General features: G+C 75.5%; 22 protein-coding genes. 11 read left to right on the top strand and 11 right to left on the bottom strand.

The genetic code is table 11. The annotated features are described in order from the left end of the window. Positions 1 to 62: 62 nt before the first annotated feature. Complete coding sequence (locus ABD993_RS27610; protein ID WP_345424691.1) at positions 63 to 788, bottom strand: ANTAR domain-containing protein; 726 nt, start codon at positions 786 to 788, stop codon at positions 63 to 65. A 158-nt stretch (positions 789 to 946) separates the two neighbouring features. On the opposite strand from ABD993_RS27610, the gene ABD993_RS27605 reads away from it, so the two are divergent. Beyond that, positions 947 to 2,509, top strand: coding sequence for an FAD-dependent oxidoreductase (locus tag ABD993_RS27605; RefSeq protein WP_345424702.1), 1,563 nt, complete (start codon positions 947 to 949; stop codon positions 2,507 to 2,509). Here ABD993_RS27605 and ABD993_RS27600 read toward each other — a convergent pair. Beyond that, positions 2,451 to 3,179 carry a YhjD/YihY/BrkB family envelope integrity protein gene (locus ABD993_RS27600; protein ID WP_345424700.1) on the bottom strand — a complete coding sequence of 243 codons (729 nt, stop codon included), beginning with the start codon at positions 3,177 to 3,179 and terminating at the stop codon, positions 2,451 to 2,453. The two genes, ABD993_RS27605 and ABD993_RS27600, sit on opposite strands and share 59 nt — an antisense overlap. Positions 3,180 to 3,357: 178 nt before the next feature. Here ABD993_RS27600 and ABD993_RS27595 point away from each other — a divergent pair, with 178 nt between their 5' ends. Further along, positions 3,358 to 4,089 (top strand): CDP-alcohol phosphatidyltransferase family protein, encoded by a 732-nt coding sequence (locus tag ABD993_RS27595; protein WP_345424688.1) that lies wholly within the window; start codon positions 3,358 to 3,360, stop codon positions 4,087 to 4,089. Here ABD993_RS27595 and ABD993_RS27590 read toward each other — a convergent pair. Both ABD993_RS27590 and ABD993_RS27585 read right to left on the bottom strand, forming a co-directional pair. Beyond that, complete coding sequence (locus tag ABD993_RS27590) at positions 4,052 to 5,557, bottom strand: phytoene desaturase family protein (RefSeq protein WP_345424685.1); 1,506 nt, start codon at positions 5,555 to 5,557, stop codon at positions 4,052 to 4,054. The two genes, ABD993_RS27595 and ABD993_RS27590, sit on opposite strands and share 38 nt — an antisense overlap. Then, positions 5,554 to 6,627, bottom strand: a complete 1,074-nt coding sequence (locus ABD993_RS27585) for a glycosyltransferase family 2 protein (RefSeq protein ID WP_345424682.1) — start codon at positions 6,625 to 6,627, stop codon at positions 5,554 to 5,556. Before ABD993_RS27585 ends, ABD993_RS27590 begins: the two co-directional genes overlap by 4 nt. A 93-nt stretch (positions 6,628 to 6,720) precedes the next feature. Here ABD993_RS27585 and ABD993_RS27580 point away from each other — a divergent pair, with 93 nt between their 5' ends. After that, complete coding sequence (locus ABD993_RS27580; protein ID WP_345424679.1) at positions 6,721 to 7,500, top strand: carotenoid biosynthesis protein; 780 nt, start codon at positions 6,721 to 6,723, stop codon at positions 7,498 to 7,500. On the opposite strand, the gene ABD993_RS27575 is transcribed toward ABD993_RS27580, so the two are convergent. Next, entirely contained in the window at positions 7,501 to 9,441 is a 1,941-nt protein-coding gene (locus ABD993_RS27575) for an ABC1 kinase family protein (protein WP_345424676.1), read from the bottom strand. A 51-nt stretch (positions 9,442 to 9,492) separates the two neighbouring features. Between ABD993_RS27575 and ABD993_RS27570 the strand changes: the two genes are divergently transcribed. The 5 genes from ABD993_RS27570 (at position 9,493) to ABD993_RS27550 (ending at position 13,087) form a co-directional block, all read left to right on the top strand. Continuing rightward, the gene (locus ABD993_RS27570) at positions 9,493 to 9,837 is read left to right on the top strand and encodes a DNA polymerase ligase N-terminal domain-containing protein (RefSeq protein WP_345424673.1); all 345 of its coding nucleotides are present in this window, start codon (positions 9,493 to 9,495) and stop codon (positions 9,835 to 9,837) included. Next, positions 9,837 to 10,265, top strand: a complete 429-nt coding sequence (locus ABD993_RS27565; RefSeq protein WP_345424670.1) for a VOC family protein — start codon at positions 9,837 to 9,839, stop codon at positions 10,263 to 10,265. The genes ABD993_RS27570 and ABD993_RS27565 overlap by 1 nt, the downstream gene beginning before the upstream one ends. 74 nt (positions 10,266 to 10,339) lie before the next feature. Continuing rightward, positions 10,340 to 10,714: a DUF7793 family protein gene (locus tag ABD993_RS27560; RefSeq protein WP_345424667.1), complete on the top strand. Its 375-nt coding sequence runs from the start codon at positions 10,340 to 10,342 to the stop codon at positions 10,712 to 10,714. Next, positions 10,711 to 12,288, top strand: a complete 1,578-nt coding sequence (locus tag ABD993_RS27555; protein ID WP_345424665.1) for a putative bifunctional diguanylate cyclase/phosphodiesterase — start codon at positions 10,711 to 10,713, stop codon at positions 12,286 to 12,288. Before ABD993_RS27560 ends, ABD993_RS27555 begins: the two co-directional genes overlap by 4 nt. A 10-nt stretch (positions 12,289 to 12,298) precedes the next feature. Continuing rightward, positions 12,299 to 13,087, top strand: coding sequence for a class I SAM-dependent methyltransferase (locus tag ABD993_RS27550; RefSeq protein WP_345424663.1), 789 nt, complete (start codon positions 12,299 to 12,301; stop codon positions 13,085 to 13,087). Between the two features lie 24 nt (positions 13,088 to 13,111). On the opposite strand, the gene ABD993_RS27545 is transcribed toward ABD993_RS27550, so the two are convergent. From ABD993_RS27545 to ABD993_RS27535, 3 genes are all read right to left on the bottom strand, one after another. After that, positions 13,112 to 14,686 (bottom strand): phospholipase D family protein, encoded by a 1,575-nt coding sequence (locus ABD993_RS27545; RefSeq protein WP_345424660.1) that lies wholly within the window; start codon positions 14,684 to 14,686, stop codon positions 13,112 to 13,114. Positions 14,687 to 15,016: 330 nt separating this feature from the next. Continuing rightward, positions 15,017 to 15,922 carry an intradiol ring-cleavage dioxygenase gene (locus ABD993_RS27540; protein ID WP_345424657.1) on the bottom strand — a complete coding sequence of 302 codons (906 nt, stop codon included), beginning with the start codon at positions 15,920 to 15,922 and terminating at the stop codon, positions 15,017 to 15,019. Further along, positions 15,919 to 16,524, bottom strand: a complete 606-nt coding sequence (locus tag ABD993_RS27535; protein WP_345424654.1) for a dehydroquinate synthase/iron-containing alcohol dehydrogenase family protein — start codon at positions 16,522 to 16,524, stop codon at positions 15,919 to 15,921. Before ABD993_RS27535 ends, ABD993_RS27540 begins: the two co-directional genes overlap by 4 nt. Positions 16,525 to 16,682: 158 nt before the next feature. Between ABD993_RS27535 and ABD993_RS27530 the strand changes: the two genes are divergently transcribed. Beyond that, the gene (locus ABD993_RS27530; RefSeq protein WP_345424697.1) at positions 16,683 to 16,964 is read left to right on the top strand and encodes an SDR family oxidoreductase; all 282 of its coding nucleotides are present in this window, start codon (positions 16,683 to 16,685) and stop codon (positions 16,962 to 16,964) included. A gap of 37 nt (positions 16,965 to 17,001) precedes the next feature. Here the strand turns inward: ABD993_RS27530 and ABD993_RS27525 are convergent, their stop codons facing one another. Next, complete coding sequence (locus tag ABD993_RS27525; RefSeq protein ID WP_345424651.1) at positions 17,002 to 17,574, bottom strand: TetR/AcrR family transcriptional regulator; 573 nt, start codon at positions 17,572 to 17,574, stop codon at positions 17,002 to 17,004. A gap of 80 nt (positions 17,575 to 17,654) precedes the next feature. Here ABD993_RS27525 and ABD993_RS27520 point away from each other — a divergent pair, with 80 nt between their 5' ends. Both ABD993_RS27520 and ABD993_RS27515 read left to right on the top strand, forming a co-directional pair. After that, on the top strand, positions 17,655 to 18,794 hold the full coding sequence (locus ABD993_RS27520) for an acyl-CoA dehydrogenase family protein (RefSeq protein ID WP_345424648.1): 1,140 nt from the start codon (positions 17,655 to 17,657) through the stop codon (positions 18,792 to 18,794). A 25-nt stretch (positions 18,795 to 18,819) separates the two neighbouring features. Continuing rightward, positions 18,820 to 19,578 (top strand): SDR family NAD(P)-dependent oxidoreductase, encoded by a 759-nt coding sequence (locus ABD993_RS27515; protein WP_345424645.1) that lies wholly within the window; start codon positions 18,820 to 18,822, stop codon positions 19,576 to 19,578. Positions 19,579 to 19,635: 57 nt separating this feature from the next. Here the strand turns inward: ABD993_RS27515 and ABD993_RS27510 are convergent, their stop codons facing one another. Further along, on the bottom strand, positions 19,636 to 19,872 hold the full coding sequence (locus ABD993_RS27510) for a hypothetical protein (RefSeq protein WP_345424642.1): 237 nt from the start codon (positions 19,870 to 19,872) through the stop codon (positions 19,636 to 19,638). Between the two features lie 250 nt (positions 19,873 to 20,122). Then, positions 20,123 to 20,524: a DUF5997 family protein gene (locus ABD993_RS27505; protein WP_345424639.1), complete on the bottom strand. Its 402-nt coding sequence runs from the start codon at positions 20,522 to 20,524 to the stop codon at positions 20,123 to 20,125. Positions 20,525 to 20,559: the final 35 nt, after the last annotated feature.

The raw sequence follows: 20,559 nt of genomic DNA, 5'->3' as shown, positions 1-20,559 counted from the left end.
AGGTCAAGGACCAGGCCACCGACTCCGCGGGCACGGTCCGCGCGAACGCCCCCGGCTGATCCTCAGGTCGGGAAGTCCAACCGGGTGGACAGCGCTCCCGCGAGGTCGGCGAGCTTGACGTTGTGGTCCTGCGAGTACCGCCGGATCAACGCGAAGGCCTGCTCGGCGTCGAGGGAGTAGCGGGCCATCACGATCCCCTTGGCCTGCCCGATCAGGTCCCGGTTGGCCAGCGCCTCACGGAGCTGGTCGACCAGCCGGGTCTGCGCCAGGGTCGTGGCGGCCAGCGCCGCGAGGAGCCGGACCGCGGGCTCGCCCGCGGCCCCCTCCGCGAAGGCCTCCGCCTCCGCGGCGTAGAGGCTCAGCGTGCCCAGCGTCCGGTCGCCCGCCTCCAGCGGCAGGCACAGCATGCTGCCGACGCCGAGCGTGCGGGCCGCCTCGGCGTAGCTGGGCCAGCGGTCCTCGGTCGCGGTGTCCCGTACGCGCACCACGACCTGGTCCTGCGCGGCGGTGAGGCAGGGGCCCTCTCCGGTGTCCTGCTGCAGCGCGTCCAGCTCGGCCGGCCCGACGCCGATGGCCGCCACCGTCGTCAGGTGGCGGCGCGGCGCCGCGATGATCACCCCGGCGCCCTGGGCGGGCTCCACCAGGTCCACCGCCTGCTCGCACACCGCCGTGACCAGGTCCTCGACGCTGTTGCTGCGGGCGTGCAGGGTGCGCGCGAGGCGCTCGGCCCCGCGGTAGGCCGCCTCGACGACGTCCTCGTTCGCGACCGTGTCGGATCGTTCCACCATGAGACCACCTCTGCGCACGGAGTGGGCGGCGTGGCGGTCTCGTGGCTGAACCCGCGCGTCGTCGGGTCCCTGTCTACCGTCTCCTGCCGCGGCCCGCCGCGTGACGGGCCGGGCGTGGGCGCGCGCCGTCGGCCCGGCCTCCTTACTGTCGACGGGTGATGGACGAACTGCGCAGCCGGGCCGCTCCCTTCCGGATGCGGCCCCGGAGGCTGGTCCGCGCCGATCCCACGCTCCCCCGCGAGGTCCCCGCCGGGACCCGCGCGGTGGTCGTCGGGTCCGGCGTGGCCGGGATCAGTGCGGCGGTGGTGCTGGTCGAGCGCGGCGTCGACGTGACCCTGCTGGAGGCCGCGGAGACACTCGGCGGCAGGCTCGGCGCCTGGCCGGTGACCCTGCCGGACGGGACCGAGCAGGTTGTGGAGCACGGCTTCCACGCCTTCTTCCGGCACTACTACACCTGGCGCTCGATCCTGCGCCGCATCGACCCGGAGCTCGGCTTCCTCCGCCCCGTCGAGGGCTACCCGGTGATCTCCCGGAGCTGGCCGGACGAGGACCTCTCCGGCCTGCCCGCCGCCCCGCCGCTCAACCTGCTGGCGCTGCTCGCCCGCTCCCCCAGCCTCGGCGTGCGGGACGTGAAGGACGCCGATCCCGAGGCGGGCATGGCGCTGATGTCCTACGACCGGATGGGCACGGCGGCTCTGGACGCCGAGTCCGCCGCGTCGTTCCTGGCCCGGATGGCGATGCCGGAGCGGGCCCGGCAGATGCTCTTCGAGGCCTTCGCGCGGTCCTTCTTCTGCGCCGAGGACGGGCTGTCCGCTGCCGAGCTCGTCGCGATGTTCCACTACTACTTCCTCGGCAACCCCGAGGGCATCGGCTTCGACGCCCCGGACACCGACCACCTCACCGCGATCTGGACGCCGCTGCGGGCACATCTGGAGGAGCACGGGGCGACCGTCCGGACCGGGGCGGCGCTGCGTCGGCTCGTGCCCGAGGGTCAGGGCTGGCGGCTGGAGCTGGACGGGGACTCGGTCTCGACCCCGCACGTCGTCCTGGCGCTGGATCCCGGGGCCCTGCACCGGCTGCTCGCGGACTCCCCCGAGGCGGCGGCGGGCGCGCCCCGGCTGGCCGCGCAGTGCGCCGCGCTGCGCACCGCGCCGCCGTTCGCGGTGACCCGGATGTGGCTGGACCGGGACGTCGACCCCGCGCGGGCCACGTTCAGCGCGGTCAGCGGGGAGCCCGCGCTGGACTCGATCACGGTGTACTCCCGGTTGGAGCGGCCGTCCGCCGAGTGGGCCGCGCGGACCGGGGGCTCGGTCGTCGAGCTGCACTCCTACGCGTGCTCCGAGCCGGACGCCGCCTCCGCTACGGCCGCGATGCGCGCCGAGCTGGCGACGCTGTGGCCGGAGACCCGCGAGGCCGCCGTCCTGCACCTCCACGAACGCCACGAGGCGACCGCCCCCACCTTCCCGCCCGGCAGCGCAGGCACCCGGCCGCGGGTGCGCACGGACGCCCGCGGGGTTCGGGTCGCGGGCGACTTCGTGGACTCGCCGTTCCTCGCCGGGCTGATGGAACGGGCCGCGCTCACCGGGGTGCTCGCCGCGAACGACGTGCTCGCCGAGGCCGGGGCGGCCGCCGAGGAGGTTCTCGGGGTGCCCCAGCGCGGGCTCACGGCGGGGGTGCCGTTCCGAGCCCGCCGCGGAAGGTCTGGTCGAGCACGAGCGTGACCCGGTAGCCGACCAGCACGAGGATGTGGAGCAGGTAGAGCCACAGCGCCAGCGCCGCGACCGCGCCGAACACCGGCAGGCCGCCGAAGGGCAGCGACCAGTCGACCGGGATGGCCAGGAACAGCAGGAAGCCCTGCAGGAACCCGGCCAGCACCGAGCCGGTGCCGAACCCGCCCCACAGCAGGGCTCTCGGGCTGGGCCGCTCGGGGGCGACCGCGGCGTAGACCAGCGTCAACGCCGTCGACAGCAGGATCCAGACGACGTGGAAGGCGATCACCACGCCGAGCACCAGCCACCAGCCACCGCGGGCGTAGAGCGGGGCCACCAACGGCGCGCAGGCGAGCAGGGCGGCGACGAGCACCGGCGCGGCGAGCACGACGGGCAGCACGCCCGCCCGCCCGCGCCAGCCGGTGAGCCGGTCCGAGCGGGTCGGCGCGAGCTGCAGGAAGGCGCGTCGCAGCCCCTCGCCGTAGAGGCTGGCGGGGAACACCGCGACCAGGGTCTGCACCCACGACAGGTCGAGCGCGACGGCGGTGAGCGTGCGCAGCGCCTCCGGGGTGCCGTGCCCGCCGGGCAGCCCGGTGACCGCGGTGTCCATCCCGGCCGTCACGGTGTCCGCGCCGACGAGCGCCCCGGCCAGCCGCAGTGCGACCAGCGCGAGCGGGACCAGCCCGATCAGGCCGAAGAACGTGGCGCCCGCCGCCCAGAGGGCGACATCGCTGCCCCGGGAAGGACCGCCCGACCTCGCGCAGGTAGGCCCGCGGGCGGGCGGGGACCCGCTCCTCGACGCGGCTCACGACCGACCCGCTCGACGGGTGCTCGGGGGCGCGGGGTGCGACGCTGGCCCGATGGGGGCGGATGCCGAGCGGCCGGGGCCGAGCACGGGGACCGGTGCCGAGCGGGGCCCGGCGGGCGGGTCCGCTCGCACCGACGAGGAGGGCTGGGCCCGGCTGCACGGGGGCGTCCGTCCGCCCGCCCCGGCCCGCGTGTGGATCGCGGGGGTGCAGCGGCTCGCGGCGGGCCCGGTCGGCCGGGTCCCGCCGGACCTGCTGTCGCTGGCCGGGGTGGTCGCCGTCGGCGCCGCGGTCCCGACCGCGGGCCGCCTGCCCCTCCTCGCCGCGCTCCTGGTGCTGGTCGGCGGCGTGCTCGACGGACTCGACGGCGCCGTCGCGCTGCGCACCGGCCGCGCCCGGCCCCTGGGCGCGGTCGTGGACGCGACCGCGGACCGACTCGGCGACCTGCTGCTCCCGGCCGTGCTCGCCGCGCTCGGCGCGCCGCCCCGGTGGTGCGTCGCGGTGGGAGCGGCCGTGCTGCTGCACGAGTACGTGCGGGCCCGCGCCCAGGCCGTGGGCATGCCGGGGGTGGGCGCGGTGACCGTGGCCGAGCGCCCCACCCGGGTCGTCGTGGTGCTGGTCGCCGCGCTCGGCTCCGGTCTCATGCCCGCGGGTACCCCGTTCACGGGCTGGTCCTGGGCCACGGCGTGCCTGCTGATCTGGGCGGTCCTCGCGCTGGTCGGGCTGGGGCAGCTGGGGGTCTCGGTGGTCAGGACGGTCCCCCGGGAGTTCGGGCCGCGGCGCTGACCGCGGGCCCCACCAGCCCCGCGACGATCTCGGCCGAGTGCAGCACCAGCGGCAGCCCGCCCCCGGGGTGCGCGGAGCCGCCGACGAGGAACAGCCCCGCCACCGGCGAGCGGTTGGCGGGGCGCAGCAGGGCGGCGCGCGGACCGTGCGAGGCGGTCCCGTAGATCGCACCGCCCGGCGCCCCGGTGTCCCGCTCGAGATCGGCGGGCGTGCGCACCTCGCGGAACCGGACCCGGCCCCGGACGTCCTCGCCGCGCTCGGCCAAGGCCGCGAGCACGCGGTCCGCGTAGGCCTCCCCCAGCCCGGGCGCGTCCCAGTCGACGCCCCGCCCCGGGTCGTGCGTCGGGGCGTTGACCAGTACGAACCAGCCCTCGGACGCGTCGATCGGGCGCAGCGCAGGATCGTCGGGGGCGTGCACGTAGACCGTCGGGTCCGGGACGGGTCCGGGTCGCCCGCCGAAGATCGCGTCGAACTCGGCGTGGTGGTCGCGGGGGAACCGGACCCGGTGCGCGGGACCGGGCTCGCGGCCGTCGAGCCCGAGCAGCAGGACGAACCCGGCGAGCGACCGGGTCGCGCGGCGCACGGCCCGCCGCGGCCGGTCGGCGGCCGGGTCGCGGACCAGCTCGCCGTACACCCGTGCGGCGTCCGCGTTGGCGACGACGACGTCCGCAGGCACCCGGTCGCCGTCCACCTCGATCCCGGTCGCCCGGCCCCGGACGGTGGTGATCCGGGTGACCTCGGCCCCGAGGTGGACCTCGACGCCGAGCTCGCGGCAGCGGTCCAGCACGGCGTCGGCGATGCGCCGCAGCCCGCCCCGGACGTACCAGCCGCCGTGGGCCTGCTCGACGTACGGCGTCACCGACAGCACCGACGGGGTGCGCCGAGGATCGGAGCCGGAGTAGGTGGCGTAGCGGTCCAGCCAGGTACGCAGCCGCGGGTCCGGCAGCAGCCGACGGCCCAGCCCGGACAGCGTGCGCCACGGCGCGACCAGCCCCAGGTCGCCGGGGCCGCCGAGCCGCGCGAGATCGCGGAGGCCGTCGAACGGCGCCCGCAGCACCGGGTCCCCGACGAGCTCCCACAACCGCGCCGAGCGCTCGTGCAGGCGGGACCAGGACGCGCCGCGGCCGGGCCCGAGCGCGGCGTCCAGGGCCGCGGGGACGAGGGCGGGATCGTGCGGCATGTCGAGCCGGGTGCCGTCCGCGAAGCGGTACGAGCAGACCGGGTCGACCGGCAGGACGTCCAGGTCCGCGGGCCCACCGGTCTCGGCGAACAGCGCGGCGAGCACGTGCGGCAGTGTGAGCAGCGACGGCCCGGTGCCGAACGTGAACCCGTCCCGGGTGAAGGTCCCGAGCTTGCCGCCGTGCGTCGTCGCCCGCTCGTACAGCGCGACCCGATGTCCGGCGGCGGCCAGCCGGGCCGCCGCCGCGAGCCCGCCCAGTCCCGCCCCGACGACGACCACCCGGCTCACACCGGCCGTCCCTTCCAGCGCAGCCGCCCGGCGCGGCGGTCGCGCCGGGACGCCGTGTGCAGTCCCAGCACCGCGGCGATGGACACCGGGTGGGCCAGCGAGTCCGGCCACACCGGCGTCCCGGTCCGGCGGGCGGCGAGCGCGCGGGTGAGCACCCCGGCCGCGTACCCCAGCAGGCCGATCCGCGAGCCGCGCAGCACCGCGAGCGCCGGGACCACGTAGACCAGCGCGAGCAGCGCCGCGACCGGCCCGCCGAAGGCGCTCCACAGGGACTTGCGGTAGCCCGCGGACACCTCCGCCCAGCCGTCGTACATCCGGCAGGAGGCCAGTGCGGAACCGTCCGCCACCCCGGTCCGCCCGCCCGCGCGGCGGACCGCCCGGGCCAGCGCGATGTCGTCCAGGACCTCGCCCGCCACCGCCGCCCAGCCGCCCGCACGGGCCAGCGCGCCGGCGTCGACCAGCAGGAACTGGCCGTTGGCCGCCACCATCGACGGGCGCCCGGAGCGCTCGGCGGGCCGCAGCGGCAGCGTGACCATCCACGACCAGGCCAGCAGCGGCTGCACGAGCCGGGCCGCCGGGTCGGTGGCGAGCTGGCGGGGCCAGGGGCACAGCAGGTCCAGCCCGGCGTCCCGCAGGACCGCGACGGCGGCGGCGACCGCGTGCGGCTCCAGCACCACGTCCGCGTCCACGAACACCAGGACGCTCCCCCGGGCCGCCGCCGCGAGCCTGCCGCAGGCGTGCGGCTTGCCCAGCGAGCCCGCGGGCGGCGGGGTGCCGGTGAGGACCTTCGCCCCCGCCGCGGCGGCGACGGCGGCGGTGTCGTCGGTGGACCCGTCGTCCAGCACGAGGAGCTCGACCTCGCGCAGACCCGTCTGGGCGTGCAGGGACTCGAGGGTGGCGGTGATCCGATGGGCCTCGTCCCGGGCGGGCACGAGGATCGAGACCGGTTCCCCGACCGGCGGCGGGTCGGCGGGCGGGACCCGCAGCGCCCGCAGGTTCGCGACCTGGTGGACCGCCCCGGCGCAGGCCAGCGCCGTGCCCACCCGGACGGCGGCGCCGCTCACGTTCATCGCGCCCGACCCTAAGGGCCGCGGACGTTCGGCGCGCGCCGACCACGGGCGGCCCCCACACTGGACTCCGCCCCCTGTCCCCGGAAGGTCGTCGTGCACAGTCCTCTCGGCATCCGCCCGCACCGGATGCGGCCCGCCGACGCCACCACGTGGTCGCTGGTGGCCGCCGCCGTCCTGGTCCAGATCGCCTACCCGCTGACCGCGGAGTCCTGGCGGACCCCGGTGACCGTGCTGTCGGTCGTGGTGTTCGCGGCGGCGTCCCTGGCGGACGCGGGCCGGGTGCACGGGCTGCGCGGCGTCGTCGTGCTGGTCGCGGTGGCCGGGGGTGGGGGCCTGCTCGCCGAGTCGGTCGGGCTGGCGACCGGGTTCCCGTTCGGCCAGTACGCCTACGCGGACACACTCGGCCCGACGGCGTTCGGCGTGCCGCTCGTGGTGCCGCTCGCCTGGCTGATGATGGCCTGGCCCGCGCTGGTCGTGGGGCGCGCGCTCGCGGCCTCGCCGCTCGCCGTCGTGGCCGTCGGCGGGCCCGCCCTCGCCACCTGGGACCTGTTCCTCGACCCGCAGATGGTCGACGCGGGCCACTGGGCCTGGGCGCACCCCACGCCCGCCCTGCCGCTCGTGCCCGGGGTGCCGCTGACCAACTTCGGCGGCTGGGTGGTGGTCTCGGTGGCGATCGTCGCGGCCCTGCACGCCCTGCTGGACCGGCCCGCGCGGCCCACGGTGACCAGCGGCCCGGCCGCCGCGCTGTACCTCTGGGTCTACGGCTCGTCCGTGCTGGGCCACCTCGTGTTCTTCGACCGGCCCGGCTCGGCGCTGGTCGGCGGCCTGGCGATGGGCCTGGTGGCGATCCCGTTCGCGCTGCGGCTGCGCTAGTCATCGCTGGTCGGGATCGACCTCGCGGCGCAGGATCTGCGCGACGCTGCGCATCAGCATCACCGACGTCACCACGAGCCCGATGTAGCCCACCGCGGTCAGTGTCGTCGACGCGCCACCCGCCGGGGCCAGCGCGGCACCCACCAGCATCACCGCCGAGGCCAGCAGCCCCACCGACCCGACGAGCGCGAAGGCCACCCGGTCGATCCAGCGCCCGACCGTGCGGCTGCCGGGCCCGGAGAACGCGTCGACGCCGAACCGGACGTTCCCCGACCGCAGCTGCAGCGCGACGTCCTCCACCAGCCCGGGCAGTGCCCGCAGCGACGGCAGGTTCCGCACCAGCTCCGCGCGCACCACGTCCTGGGTGCCCTCCGGCGTCAGGTCCACCACGGACCCCAGCTGCCCCGACGCCGCCGCGGCCAGGTCCACCCGCGGGTCCAGCGACCGCAGCGTCCCCTCCAGGGTGACCAGCGCCCGGCCGAGCAGGGTGAGCGTGGGCGGGACCGGGATGCCGTGGTGCTGCATGATCGCGATGACGTCCTGCAGGCTGCGCGGGTCGAACCCGCCCGCGTGCAGCTGGGCGCTGAGCACCCTGCTGATCTCGGCTTCGAGGGCCTGCGGCCGGATCGAGTCGCCCGCGGCCCCCGCCAGCGGGCGCATCGCCCGGCTGATCAGGCCCGGCTGACGGGTCGCGAGGCCCGCGGCCATGAGCTGCAGCGCCTCCATCGTCACCGGGTCGATGATCCCCACCGCGCCGAAGTCGATCAGCCAGAGCGCGCCCTCGGCGTCGATCAGGATGTTGCCGGGGTGCGGGTCGGCGTGGAACACCCCCGCCGTCATGACCTGGGAGAGGAACGTGCCGAGCAGCCGGTCCGCGAGCTCCGTGCGCGAGACGCCGGTCGCCTCGACGGCGGCCTCGTCCGAGACCGGGCGGCCGATCACCCGCTCCATGACGAGGACGCCGTCCGTGCTGAGCTCGGTGTGGATCGCCGGGATGCGGATGCCCGGGTCGGTGGTCGCCGCCGCCAGCGCCCGCGCGCTCGCGGCCTCGGTGAGGTAGCTGAGCTCGCCGTCGATCGAGCGGACCAGCTCGTCCACCAGCGGGACCAGGCCCAGCGAGCGCACCGCCGCGGACCGCCGGGCCGCGGCGCGGGTCGCCCAGCGCAGCACCGCGGAGTCCCGCGCCACGGAGACCTCGATCCCCGGCCGCCGGATCTTGACGACGACCGGCTCCCCGCCCCGCAGTACCGCGAGATGGGTCTGACCGATGGACGCGGCGGCGAGCGGCTCGTCGTCGAACTCGGCGAACACCTCGGACACCGGCGCGCCGAGCTCCTCGCCGATGCGCTCGCGGATCTGCGCGGTCGGGACGGCCCGCACGTTGGCCTGCAGGTCCCCCAGCGCCTCGATCACCGGCGGCGGCAGCAGGTCGGAGCGGGTGGAGGCGATCTGGCCGAACTTCACGAACATCCCGCCGCAGTCCTCCAGGAACCGGCGGATCCGCAGCGCGCCCTCCGGGCTGGACAGCGCCGCGCGGGACGCCAGCCGCGGCCCGGCCAGCCCGTGCCTGCGCGCGATGCGCAGCACCTCGACCAGGCGCCCGCCGACCGTCAGGAAGGTGCGCACCCGGGTGCGCAGCGACCCGCGGCGGCCGCGGCGGGGCCGCAGCACCGCCTCCAGCGCGACGCTGAGGATCATCGTGGCGAGCAGCGCGAACCCGAACGCGACGAACAGGACCTCGGACTCCGTCGAGTCGGGCGCGTTCCCCACGAGCGCCGCGGCCACGCCCAGGCCGACGAGCGTGCCGAGCAGACCCGCCCCGGCCGCGCGCAGGAACCCGCGGCGGACGCCGAGCACCCGGCCCGCGCCGATGTTCACCGCGATCACGAACACCACGAGCAGGACCGTGTCCCAGAAGGACAGCTCCAGGGTCAGACTCATGGCGCCAGCATCCACCCCGGACGATCACAGGGGAACGGGCACACTGAAGCCGTGGCCCGGCCCGCGTTCGTCCTGCACGACCACCGTCGTCCCCGCCCGCACTTCGACCTGCGGCTCGAGGAGGGCGGGGTGCTGCGCTCCTGGGCCGTCCCCCGCGGCCTGCCGGACGACCCGCGGCGCAACCGGCTGGCGGTCCCCGTTCCCGACCACGCCCTCGACCACCTCACCTACACCGACGAGACCAAGACGATCGCCGACACGGGCTGGTGGGAGGAGCACGACCGAGACGAGCGCCGGATCGTGTTCACCCTGCACGGTCTGCGCGACTCCCGCCGCTACGCCCTCATCGACACCGGGGCGGACTGGCTCCTGCACCTGACCAAGGAGCAACCGTGATGCAGGACAACAGGTCCATCCCCGCGAGCACCGTCGTCCCGGTGCTGGTCTACCCGGACGTCCGGGCCGCGGTGGCGTTCCTCGCCGCGGCGTTCGGCTTCGTCGAGCGCGTCCGGATCGGCGAGGCCCACCGCGCCCAGCTCGCGGTCGGGGACGGCGCGGTGATCGTCCGGGACGTCCGGCACGAGGCCCGCCCGCCCGAGGGGGTGTTCCACGCCCACGAGGTGATGGTCCGGGTCGAGGACGCCCGCGCCCACTGCGCCCGCGCCCGCGCGGCCGGGGTGGAGATCCTCACCGAGCCGACGGACTACGAGTACGGCGAGCGCCAGTACCACGCCCGCGACCCCTTCGGGCACCGCTGGGTGTTCACCCAGACCCTTGCCGATACCCGCCCCGAGGAGTGGGGCGGCGAGACGGTCGGGACCTGAGCGCGCCGACGCGTCGCCCGGTCGGGTGAGTGGTCCGTCCGACGTGTGCGCTGCGTTGCGTCTACTGTGGGCAGGTGGCCGAGGCTGCGGAACACGAGCAGGTGATGTCGTTCGCGGTGGAGCCGGACGGCCTGATCCGGTTGAGCTGGGGACGCGGCGTGCGCATCACCGGCGAGCTGGCCCGCACCGCGATGGCCCGGGTGGACGAGATCAACGGCGAGACCGGTCACCCGCTGCTGGTGAGCATGGCGGGCACCGCCGAGCTGACCCGGGAGGCCCGGATGGTGTTCGGCAGGCGTTGCTCGGCGACCCGGATCGCGCTGGTGGGGCGGTCGGCGGTGGACCGGGTCATCGCCAACTTCGCCCTCGGGGTGACCCACGTCCCGGTGCCCACCCGCTTCTTCACCTCCGAGCCCGCCGCCGTCGTCTGGCTGCGGAAGCCCGGATGACCGGCCCCCACGGCCCGGACGAGCACCTCGACGACTACGCCCCGGGCCCGCCGATCTCCCCGAACGACGAGCGCCTCGACGGCCTCGTGCAGTTCGTCGTGGAGCTCGCCGCGGGCAGGCTCGACCGTCGGATGGACCCGTCGCCCGCCGACGACCGGGTCGACGCCGTCACGGTCGGGCTGAACATGCTCGCCGAGGAGCTGCAGGCGCTCAACGAGGACATGGAGGTCCGGGTCGCCGAGCGGACCGCGCAGCTCGAGGCGGCCCAGCACCAGCTCGAACGGGTGGCGCTCTACGACCCGCTGACCGGGCTGGCGAACCGGTCCCTGCTCGGGGACCGCATCCGCCGCGCGATGGGGCAGGCCGAGCACGGCGCCGCCGCGCCCGCCGTCCTGGTGCTCGACCTGGACTCGTTCAAGGCCGTCAACGACAGCTTCGGCCACACCGTCGGCGACCTGCTGCTCGTCGAGGTGGCCGACCGGCTGCGCGCCATCGTCGCGGACACCGACACCGTCGCCCGGCTGGGCGGGGACGAGTTCGCCCTGGTCGTGCTCGACTCCGGGCCCGAGCGCGTGCTGGACATCGCGGACCGGATCATCGCCGCACTGGAGAGCCCGATCCTGGCGGGCGGGCACTCGTGCTGGGTGGGCGCGAGCATCGGGGTGTGCTTCGCGATCCGCGGGCAGGCGGCGGACACCCTGCTGCGGGACGCCGACACCGCGATGTACGAGGCGAAGACCCGGGCCCCGGGCACCGTGCAGATCTACGAGCCCGCGATGCACTCGGCCGCCCTGTCCCGGGTGCGGCTCGCCGAGGACCTGCGCACCGCGATGGCGGCGGACCAGCTGCAGGTGCACTACCAGCCGATCGTCGAATTGCGGACCGGGCGCCTGGCCGGGGTCGAGGCGCTCGTGCGATGGAACCACCCCGAACGCGGGCCGCTGCCGCCGGAGTCGTTCGTCGCGGTCGCCGAGGCCACCGGGCTCGTCGGCACCCTGGACCGCTGGGTGCTCGACGCCGCGGTGGCCCAGCTCGCCCGCTGGCGCGCGGGCGTCCTCGGGGACACCCCGTTCGACCTGCACGTCAACATCTCCCCCATGGGCTTCCGCTCGCCGCGGTTCGCGGACGACGTGGTGGCCTGCCTGGCGCGCCACGGCGTGCCGCACGGCTCGGTCATGCTCGAGATCACCGAGACCCAGATGATGGGCGAGGACGCGCAGACGCTGCAGCAGATGGAGACGCTGCGCTCCGCCGGAATCGGCGTCGCGATCGACGACTTCGGCACCGGCTGCTCCTCGCTGACCTACGTCCGGCGGCTCTTCGTCGACCTGATCAAGATCGACCGCTCGCTCATCACCGGCCTGGACACCGACGCCCACCAGCGGGACGTCGCGGCGGCCATCCTCGCCGTCGTGGACGCGTTCGGCCTGGCCGCGGTGGCGGAGGGGGTGGAGACGGCGGCCCAGGCCGAGACGCTCGCCGAGCTCGGCTGCCGTTACGGTCAGGGTTATCTGTGGGGTCGTCCCGTGTCGGCGGACACGATGACCGGGCGGTTGCGGCAGTCGGTTCACTAACCTCTCGCCGGTGAACGTCGGCAGGGCACTCCTGATCCCGCACGTCGTCCGGTTGAGCCTGCGAGCGCCGCGGGACGTCACGGTCCGGTGGGACCGCTACTGGGCGTCGACGACGGCCACCGGGGACACCGGGGACGTCCTGTGGGACGCCAGCAGCACGGACGAGCCGCAGCGCTACGTCGAGCTGCTCGCGGCGCACGCCGACCCGACGCTCCCGGTGGTCGACGCGGGGTGCGGCAACGGGCGCTACACCCGCGCGCTCGCGGGCCGGTTCGACCGCGTGGTCGGCGTGGACATCGCCGCGGCGGCGATCGCCCGGGCGCGGCGGGAGTCGGCCGGGGTCGCGAACGCGGAGTTCCGGGTGGCCGACCTGACCGACGCCGACGCGGGCCGGGCCCTGCACGACGAGCTCGGCGACTGCACCGTGTTCGTCCGCGGCGTGCTGCACGTCCTCGGCCCCGAGGCCGCCCGCCGGACGGCCGCGACGGTCGCCGCCCTCGCCGGTCGCCGCGGCACCGTGCTGCTGGCCGAGACCGACTACCGCGGCCCACTGCTCGGCTACCTGGAGAGCCTCGGCGGCGGCCCGCGCGGCCTGCCCGCCCCCCTGGCCCGGGCGCTCTCGGCGGGCCTGCCGCGCCCGCACCGCTTCGGCGACGCCGAACGGGACGCCGCGTTCCCCCCGGACCGCTGGGAACGGGTGCTGGTCGACCACACGGCCGTCATCCGGACCGTGCCGCTGCGCACCCCGGACGTCCCGGACACGGTCCCCGGCCACGTCGCGGTGCTGCGCCCCCGCTGAGTGGGCCGCGTCGAGCCGGACGGCTCACCAGCGGCGATGCAGCCGGTCGCGCCACGACCGGCCGTCCGGGTCGTAGAGCAGCCGGTACGCGGGCACCGCCCAGAGCCTCGTCGGCAGCCCGAGCCTCTCGGGCTCGTGGCGGCGCAGGTGGCCGGGCGGGCGCGGGCCGCGGCGGCCGCCTGCGTGCCAGTCGTCCAGCGCGTCCGCGGCCGCCTCGACCACGCCGACGACGGACTCCGGGTCGACGAGGTCGGCGTCGTCGTCTCGCTGCAGGTGCTCGCGCAGCAGGCGGAGCCGGAGGTTCCGGGCGAAGGTGCGGGCGCCGTCGCCGAGCCCGGCGGGATCGATCGGGGCGCGGGTGTCCCGGTCCTCGTCGAGCACGGCGGCGGTCAGCTCGCTGTCGTGGCTCCACGAGCGCCGGTTGAGGTTGGCGCTGCCCACCGCGGCCCAGACGTCGTCCACCACCGCGACCTTGGCGTGTACGTACACCGGTGTCCCGGCGCGGTTCTCCAGGTCGAACACGTGCACCCGGTCCGCGGCGGCGCGGCGGCACACCTCCAGCGCCTGCAGCCTGCCGACCTGGTTGGGCGGCAGCGCGAGCCTGCCGTCGACGTCCGGGTGGCGCGGCACCACGACCAGCACGTGCAGCTCCGGGCTGCGCTCGAGCGCCGCCGCGATCAGCCGCGCGATGTGCGGCGACCACATGTACTGGTCCTGCAGGTAGAGCAGCCGCCGCGCCCGCTTCAGCACCTTGCCGTAACCGCGGGCCACCGAGCGCTCGCCGTGCGGGGCGAAGGGGTAGCCGGGCCGGATCGCGGGATAGGTGCGCAGCACCTGCACGGCGCAGGTGCCCACCGGCGACGGGTCGGCGGGCCGCGCGGGCAGCGGGTCCGCGGTGAGGTCGGCGTGCTGCAGTACGTCCCGCACCCGGGCGATCGGGTTGTGGGTGTCGAGGGAGTGCGGGTCCTCCCAGCGCTCGCGGAACACGGCGTCCAGCAGCCCGACAGCGGGTCCCCGCACCTCGAGCTGCACGTCGTGCCACGGCGGGTTGTCGCCGTAGGCCGCGTTCATCGGCAGGCCCTGCGGGTCCCCGCCGTGCGCGGCGTCGTCCCGTCGGGAGTGGCAGAGGTCGATCCCGCCGACGAACGCGACGTCTCGACCGGGCTCGCCCGGACACCGCAGGACCACGAGCTTCTGGTGGTGCGAGCCCGCGCGCCGGATGCGCTGGTCGAGCAGCACCTCACCGCCCGCCTCGCGCACCTCGTCTCCCAGGTGCCGGTTCTCCTCCTCGCTGTAGGCGATCTCGTCGGTGTGCGAGCGCCACATCAGCCCCTTCACGACGACGCCGCGCCGGGCGGCCGCCGCGAACAGCTCGCCGACCGTCGGGCCGTCCGCGGTCAGGCGCTCGTCGGCGTCGCCGCGCCAGTCGGTGAAGAAGAGGTGGTCGCCCGCCCCGAGCTCGGCCACCGCCTCGACCAGCCGCGCGAAGTAGGCCGCCCCGTCGACCAGCGGGCGGACCTCGTTGCCCCGGCAGGAGTCGGGCAGCCGCCAGGCCGGGTTGCCGCGCTCGGCGGCGGTCAGGAACCAGTCGTCGGACACGTGGCCTCCCCTCGTCTCGCCGCACTCTCACCCGCCCGCCGCGATCCGACAACTCCTGGGGATCACCAGGGCATGGCGCCCGCCGACGAGCCGCAGCGCCTGCCTGGTCACCCACGACGACGCGTCCGATGCCGGGAGAGCACGGCGTAGGCCACGTCCGCCGGTCGTGCCCCTTCCGCCGTCGCCGTCCGACCGCCGAGAACGAGGGCGGCGCCCGCCGGGAGAGCGCCTACACCGTCCAGCCGCGGGAGCGGAGCTCCTCGCACGCGGCGCGTCCCGAGACGCCCGTCGCGCCGACGACGAGGGCGGTGCGTCGCTGTGCTGCCGCGGTCATCGGTGCTCCTCGGAGGTCGGGCGGATGTCGGGGGCCTCGGGCGGGAGCACGAGGTCGAACGCGATCTCGGTCCACCGCCCCTCGCGCTCGGAGCCGTCGGGGGCGACGCCGCCGTCGTGCTCGTCGACGTGCACGACGAGGCTGTCCTTGACGCCGAACACCGCGTCGTCCGCGAGGTGCGGGTCCCCCGCCACGAAGAGGTGGGTGATCAGGGTGCGGTACCCCGGCGCGGTGACCTTGAAGTGCAGGTGGGCGGGCCGCATCGGGCCGCGACCCGCCGCCTCGAGCAACGCGCCGACGGGCCCGTCGTGCGGGATGGGGTACGGGGCGGGCAGCACCGACCAGAACCGGTAGGCCCCGTCCGCGCCGGAGCGCAGCCAGCCGCGGCCCGCGGAGGCCTCCGCGGAGTACTGGACGTCGTAGAAGCCGTCGTCGTCCGCCTCCCAGACGTCGAGCCGGGCGCCCACCAGGGGATCGCCCTCGGTGGACCGGACGGTGCCGTGGACGAAGCAGGGGGTGCCCACCGCGCCCCGCGCGATGTCCCCGCCGAGCTCGACCTCCGGGGCGTCGTCGACGAAGAACGGCCCGAACACCGTGGCCTCGGTCGCGCCCGGCGCGGTCGGCTCGTTGATCGCGACGGTCAGCATGGACAGCCCGAGCACGTCGGAGAGCAGGATGAACTCCTGCCTGCGGTCGTCGGTGATGTGGCCGGCCCGGGTCAGGAACGCCATCCCCGCCTCCCACTCCCGCTGGGTGAGCCGCACGTCGCGGGCGAAGGCGTGCAGGTGGCGCACCAGGGCTTGCATCACCTCCCGCAGCCGCGAGTCGGCCGTGCCCGCGAAGCTGGCGACGACCTCCTCGGTCACCGCCCGCTCCCGGTCGAGGGCGTGGTCGATGGTCATGCCGTCTCCTTCCGCGGGGCCTCGCCCGACCAGGCCCTCCGCAGCAGGCCCCGCAGTCCCTCCCGGGGCACCGGGCGCGGGTTGTCGGCGGGCACCACCGCGAGGATCGGGTCGAGCACGGTGTCGACATCCTCCTCGGCCGGGCCCAGCTCACGCAGGCCAGCCGGAAGCCCGAGGCCCCCGGCCCAGGGCGTGCAGCGCCGCCGCGGCGTCGGACGCGCCGAGTGCCCCCGCGATCCGGGCGACGGCCGCGGGGGCGGAGGGGCGTTGTGGGCCAGGACGTGCGGCAGCACCACGGCATGGGTCCGGGCGTGCGGGAGGTCGAACGCCCCGCCGAGGACGTGGCAGATCTCGTGGTGCGGCCCGGAGCCCGCCACCGCGAAGGCCGAGCCCGCGAGGTGGGCCCCGAGCAGCAGGTCCGCGCTCGCTGCCGGGTCGGTGGCGTCCGCCGCGACGGCGGGCAGGCCTCCGGCCAGGCGCCGGATGCCGTCCTCCGCCACCGCCGACGAGACCGGGTTGCGCCGCGGCGCCCAGAAGGCCTCGACGCGGTGCGCCATCGCGTTCAGCCCGCTCGCCACCGTGAGGCCGGCGGGCAGCGTCATCGTGAGGTCGGCTCGTCGACCACGGTGCGCGGCAGCACCCGGGGGGCGGTGCCGGTCGTCTTCCGCCCGCCCCCGGTCAGGCCCCAGACAGGGGTGCCCTCGGAGCCCGCTACCCGAACTTCGCGCCGTACAGCGCGAGCAAGGCCGCCGTCATCTCGCTGACCCAGGCCGCCGCCCGCGCCGTCGCCGAGCACGGCATCACGGTCAACGCCTTCTCCCCCGGCGTCGTCCGGACGCCGCTGTGGGAGCGCCTCGACCGGGACCTCACCGCCATCGGCGAGGGCGACTCGGGTTTCGCCGCCATGTCGGGCTCGATCATCCTGGGCCGTGCGGCCGAGCCCGACGACGTCGTCCCGACCGCCGTGTTCCTCGCGGCCCCGGACTCCGACTACGTCACCGGGCAGGTCATGGCGATCGACGGCGGGATGGTCCTCGTCTGACGGACGGCCCCGTCACCCCGCGCGCCGCGGGGTGGGGTCAGCCCGCGCGCAGTCCCGTCGTCACGAGCGCCGCGAGCTCGCTGTAGGCCCGGCTGTCCGACAGCCCGGTGGCTGCGGCGACCTCGCGCTGTTGGATGCGCACCATCTGCGCGGTGACCAGGTCCGCGACGAAGGCGGCGTCGACGTCTCGGAACCGCCCCTGCGCGACCCCCTGCTCGATGAGCGAGCCGATCCGCCGGGCGGCCGCGCGGGTGTTGCGCTCGTAGACCTCCGCCGCGGGGGCGAACGAGGCGACGTCGTCGAAGAAGGCCGGGCTCGCCACCGCCAGCACCGCCGCGACCGCCTCCAGGTAGCTGCGGATGGGGGTGTCGTCGGTCACGGCCGCCTCGACCCGCGTGGTCGCCTCCCGGAAGAACCGCACCACCGCAGCCCGGACCAGCTGCTCCCGGCTGCGCGCCAGCGTGTAGAGCGTCCGTTTCGAGCAGCGCAGCCGAGCCGCGACATCGTCTAGCGTGAGGTGGGCGAAGCCCTCCTCGAGGATCAGCGCGAGCACCCCGTCCTCGAGCTCGGCGCGGCGCGCCTCGCCGCGGCGGACTGGGGCACTGGTCACTCCCGGATCCTCCCACGCCTATGCTATCGGTACCGTGTCAAATACGATCGTACCGATAAGCGTACCGAACGGAGTGCAGCGTGGCCGTCGACCGACTCCTCCCGACACAGGAGGCCGAGGACCTGATCGCACTGACCCGCGACCTCGCCGACAAGGAGCTCGCCACCCGGGTCGACGAGCACGAGAAGGCCGAGACCTATCCGGAGGGGCTGTTCGCCACCCTCGGCGAGGCGGGCCTGCTGGGCCTGCCCTACCCCGAGGAGTTCGGCGGCGGCGCCCAGCCCTACGAGGTCTACCTGCAGGTTCTCGAGGAGCTCGCCGCCCGGTGGGCCGCGGTCGCGGTGGCCACCAGCGTGCACGGGCTGGCCTGCTTCCCGCTCGCCACCTACGGCACCGACGCCCAGAAGCAGCGGTGGCTGCCGGACATGCTCGGTGGCGGCCTCGTCGGCGGGTACAGCCTGTCGGAGCCCCAGGCCGGGTCCGACGCCGCCGCACTCACCTGCCGCGCGGTGAAGGAGACCGGCGGCTACCGGGTCACCGGGACCAAGGCGTGGATCACCCACGGCGGGAAGGCCGACTTCTACGCCCTCTTCGCGCGCACCGGCGAGGGCGGCCGCGGCATCTCCTGCCTGCTCGCCCCCGGCCGGGCCGAGGGCCTGTCGTTCGGCAGGCCGGAGGAGAAGATGGGGCTGCACGCCATCCCCACCACCACCGCCAACTGGGACGGTGCGCTACTGGAGACCGACCGCCTGCTCGGCGCCGAGGGCCAGGGCCTGCAGATCGCGTTCAGCGCGTTGGACTCCGGGCGGCTCGGCATCGCCGCCTGCGCCACCGGGCTGGCCCAGGCGGCGCTCGACGCGGCCGTCGACTACGCCAACGAGCGCACCACGTTCGGCAAGAAGATCGTCGACCACCAGGGTCTCGGTTTCCTGTTGGCGGACATGGCCGCCGCCGTCGACTCCGCCCGCGCCACCTACCTCGACGCCGCCCGCCGCCGCGACCTCGGTCGCCCCTACGGCCGACAGGCCAGCGTGGCCAAGCTGATCGCCACCGACGCCGCCATGAAGGTCACCACCGACGCCGTCCAGGTCCTCGGCGGCTACGGCTACACCCGCGACTTCCCCGTGGAGCGCTACATGCGCGAGGCGAAGATCATGCAGATCTTCGAGGGGACCAACCAGATCCAGCGACTCGTCATCAGCCGCGGCCTCGCGCGCTGACCCTCCCCGACGAAGGAGTCCCCCCATGGAGCTCAACGGCATCTCCGCCCTGGTCACCGGCGCCGCCTCCGGCCTCGGCGCCGCGACCGCCGCGCACCTGGCCAAACAGGGCGCCACGGTGTTCGGCGTGGACCTCGAGCGGTCCGTCGCCGCGGCGCAGGCACCCGCGGGCCTCACCCTGCTCGCCGCGGACGTCACCGACGAGGAGTCCGTGCGCGCGGCCGTCGCCCGCGCCGCGGAGGGCCCCGAGCCGCTGCGGCTGGTCGTGAGCTGCGCGGGCATCGCCCCGTCCGCCCGCATCCTGTCCAGGAAGGGCGTCCACGACCTCGAGCTCTTCCACACCGTGCTCAAGGTCAACCTGCTCGGCACCTTCAACGTCATGCGCCTGGCCGCGGAGAAGATCGCCGAGACCGAGGCCGACGAGCACGGCCAGCGCGGCGTCGTCGTCAACACCGCCTCGGTCGCGGCCTTCGAGGGCCAGATCGGCCAGATCGCCTACACCGCCTCGAAGTCCGGCGTCGCGGGCATGACCATCACCGCCGCCCGCGACCTGGCCCAGTACGGCATCCGCGTCGTCACGATCGCCCCCGGCATCGTCGCCACCCCGATGCTCGCCGGGCTCCCGGAGGAGGTCCAGGACAGCCTCGCGAAGTCCGTGACCTTCCCGCAGCGGCTCGCCGACCCGACCGAGTACGCCCGGCTCGTGTCGATGATCGCCGAGCACGACTACCTCAACGGCGAGACCATCCGCATGGACGGCGCCATCCGGATGGCGGCCCGCTGACCCGACTCCTCGCCGGAGGGAACCCCACGCGGGCACCATCACCGAGCGGCCCGGCGGCTAGCGCCCGCCCGCCTTCCGCGCGCCGAAGCGCTGCTGGGCGTTCTGCTTGCTGGTCCCGTACAGGGCGCCGATCTTCGTCCAGCTCACCCCCGCCGCCCGCGCCTCGACCGCCCGCTCCCGCTCGACGTCCTCGGCCGCGTGCCGCAGCTCCCGCGCGGCCGCCAAGGCGTCCAACGGCGTGGATGCGGCCTCCAGCGCCTCGAGAGCCTTCTGCACGCGTGTCGACCCCGCCATGCGGTCAAGCCTATCTTGACGTGGTGCTCGTCAACCCGGCGTTGACAACCTGGCGGTCAATGCTAGGTTGACGTCCGTTACCGACAGGTTACGTCGACAGGAACGAGGGGGGTGCACGATGGGCAAGAAGAAGAAGGACAAGAAGAAGGGCAAGAAGAAGAAGTGAGCCCGGGGGCGGCGCCGGGACCCGTCCCGGCGCCCCGCCCTTCCCCGTCGCCCTCGTCGCCGGGCCCGCCACCACCCTGGACGCTCATCCCCCGGCGGGAGCCGCACGACCCTTCCCCGACCGCTCGGCCCGCAGCCGCGCCTCGGCGCGCTGGGCCTCGGCCCGGGTGGTGCGCTCGCGGAGCAGCCACTCCGGCTGCTCCTCCTTCAACGCCGCGATCTGGGCGGTGGTCAGGGGCTCGGTGATCTCGGCCCTGGCCAGCCCGGAGATCGACACCCCCAGCCGGTCCGCGACGACCTGGCGGGGATGCGGGCCGTCCCGGCGCAGGTCGCGCAGCCACTCGGGCGGATCCGCCTGCAGGGCGTCCAGCTCGTCCCGCGTGACCACCCCGGCGCGGAACTCCTCGGGCGTGGCGTCGAGGTACACGCCGAGCTTCTTCGCCGCCGTCGCGGGCTTCATCGTCTGGGTCGACCTCTGCCGCGTCATATGCCCAGCGTATCGGGGCAGGGCCTGCCGATAGC

This window comes from Pseudonocardia xishanensis (genome assembly GCF_039541715.1).
Classification (GTDB): Bacteria; Actinomycetota; Actinomycetes; order Mycobacteriales; family Pseudonocardiaceae; genus Pseudonocardia; species Pseudonocardia xishanensis.
The sequence above is the reverse complement of the archived record's forward strand: the minus strand, read 5'-3'. Positions and strand labels throughout refer to the sequence as shown.

Bases quoted from the DNA above. Each gene is read 5' to 3' on its own strand.
- ABD993_RS27610 (WP_345424691.1), bottom strand. From the start codon at position 788: ATGGTGGAACGATCCGACACGGTCGCGAACGAGGACGTCGTCGAGGCG.
- ABD993_RS27540 (WP_345424657.1), bottom strand. From the start codon at position 15,922: ATGACCATCGACCACGCCCTCGACCGGGAGCGGGCGGTGACCGAGGAG.
- ABD993_RS27575 (WP_345424676.1), bottom strand. From the start codon at position 9,441: ATGAGTCTGACCCTGGAGCTGTCCTTCTGGGACACGGTCCTGCTCGTG.
- ABD993_RS27565 (WP_345424670.1), top strand. From the start codon at position 9,837: ATGCAGGACAACAGGTCCATCCCCGCGAGCACCGTCGTCCCGGTGCTG.
- ABD993_RS27510 (WP_345424642.1), bottom strand. From the start codon at position 19,872: ATGGCGGGGTCGACACGCGTGCAGAAGGCTCTCGAGGCGCTGGAGGCC.
- ABD993_RS27515 (WP_345424645.1), top strand. From the start codon at position 18,820: ATGGAGCTCAACGGCATCTCCGCCCTGGTCACCGGCGCCGCCTCCGGC.
- ABD993_RS27505 (WP_345424639.1), bottom strand. From the start codon at position 20,524: ATGACGCGGCAGAGGTCGACCCAGACGATGAAGCCCGCGACGGCGGCG.
- ABD993_RS27535 (WP_345424654.1), bottom strand. From the start codon at position 16,524: ATGACGCTGCCCGCCGGCCTCACGGTGGCGAGCGGGCTGAACGCGATG.
- ABD993_RS27595 (WP_345424688.1), top strand. From the start codon at position 3,358: ATGGGGGCGGATGCCGAGCGGCCGGGGCCGAGCACGGGGACCGGTGCC.
- ABD993_RS27605 (WP_345424702.1), top strand. From the start codon at position 947: ATGGACGAACTGCGCAGCCGGGCCGCTCCCTTCCGGATGCGGCCCCGG.
- ABD993_RS27585 (WP_345424682.1), bottom strand. From the start codon at position 6,627: ATGAACGTGAGCGGCGCCGCCGTCCGGGTGGGCACGGCGCTGGCCTGC.
- ABD993_RS27555 (WP_345424665.1), top strand. From the start codon at position 10,711: ATGACCGGCCCCCACGGCCCGGACGAGCACCTCGACGACTACGCCCCG.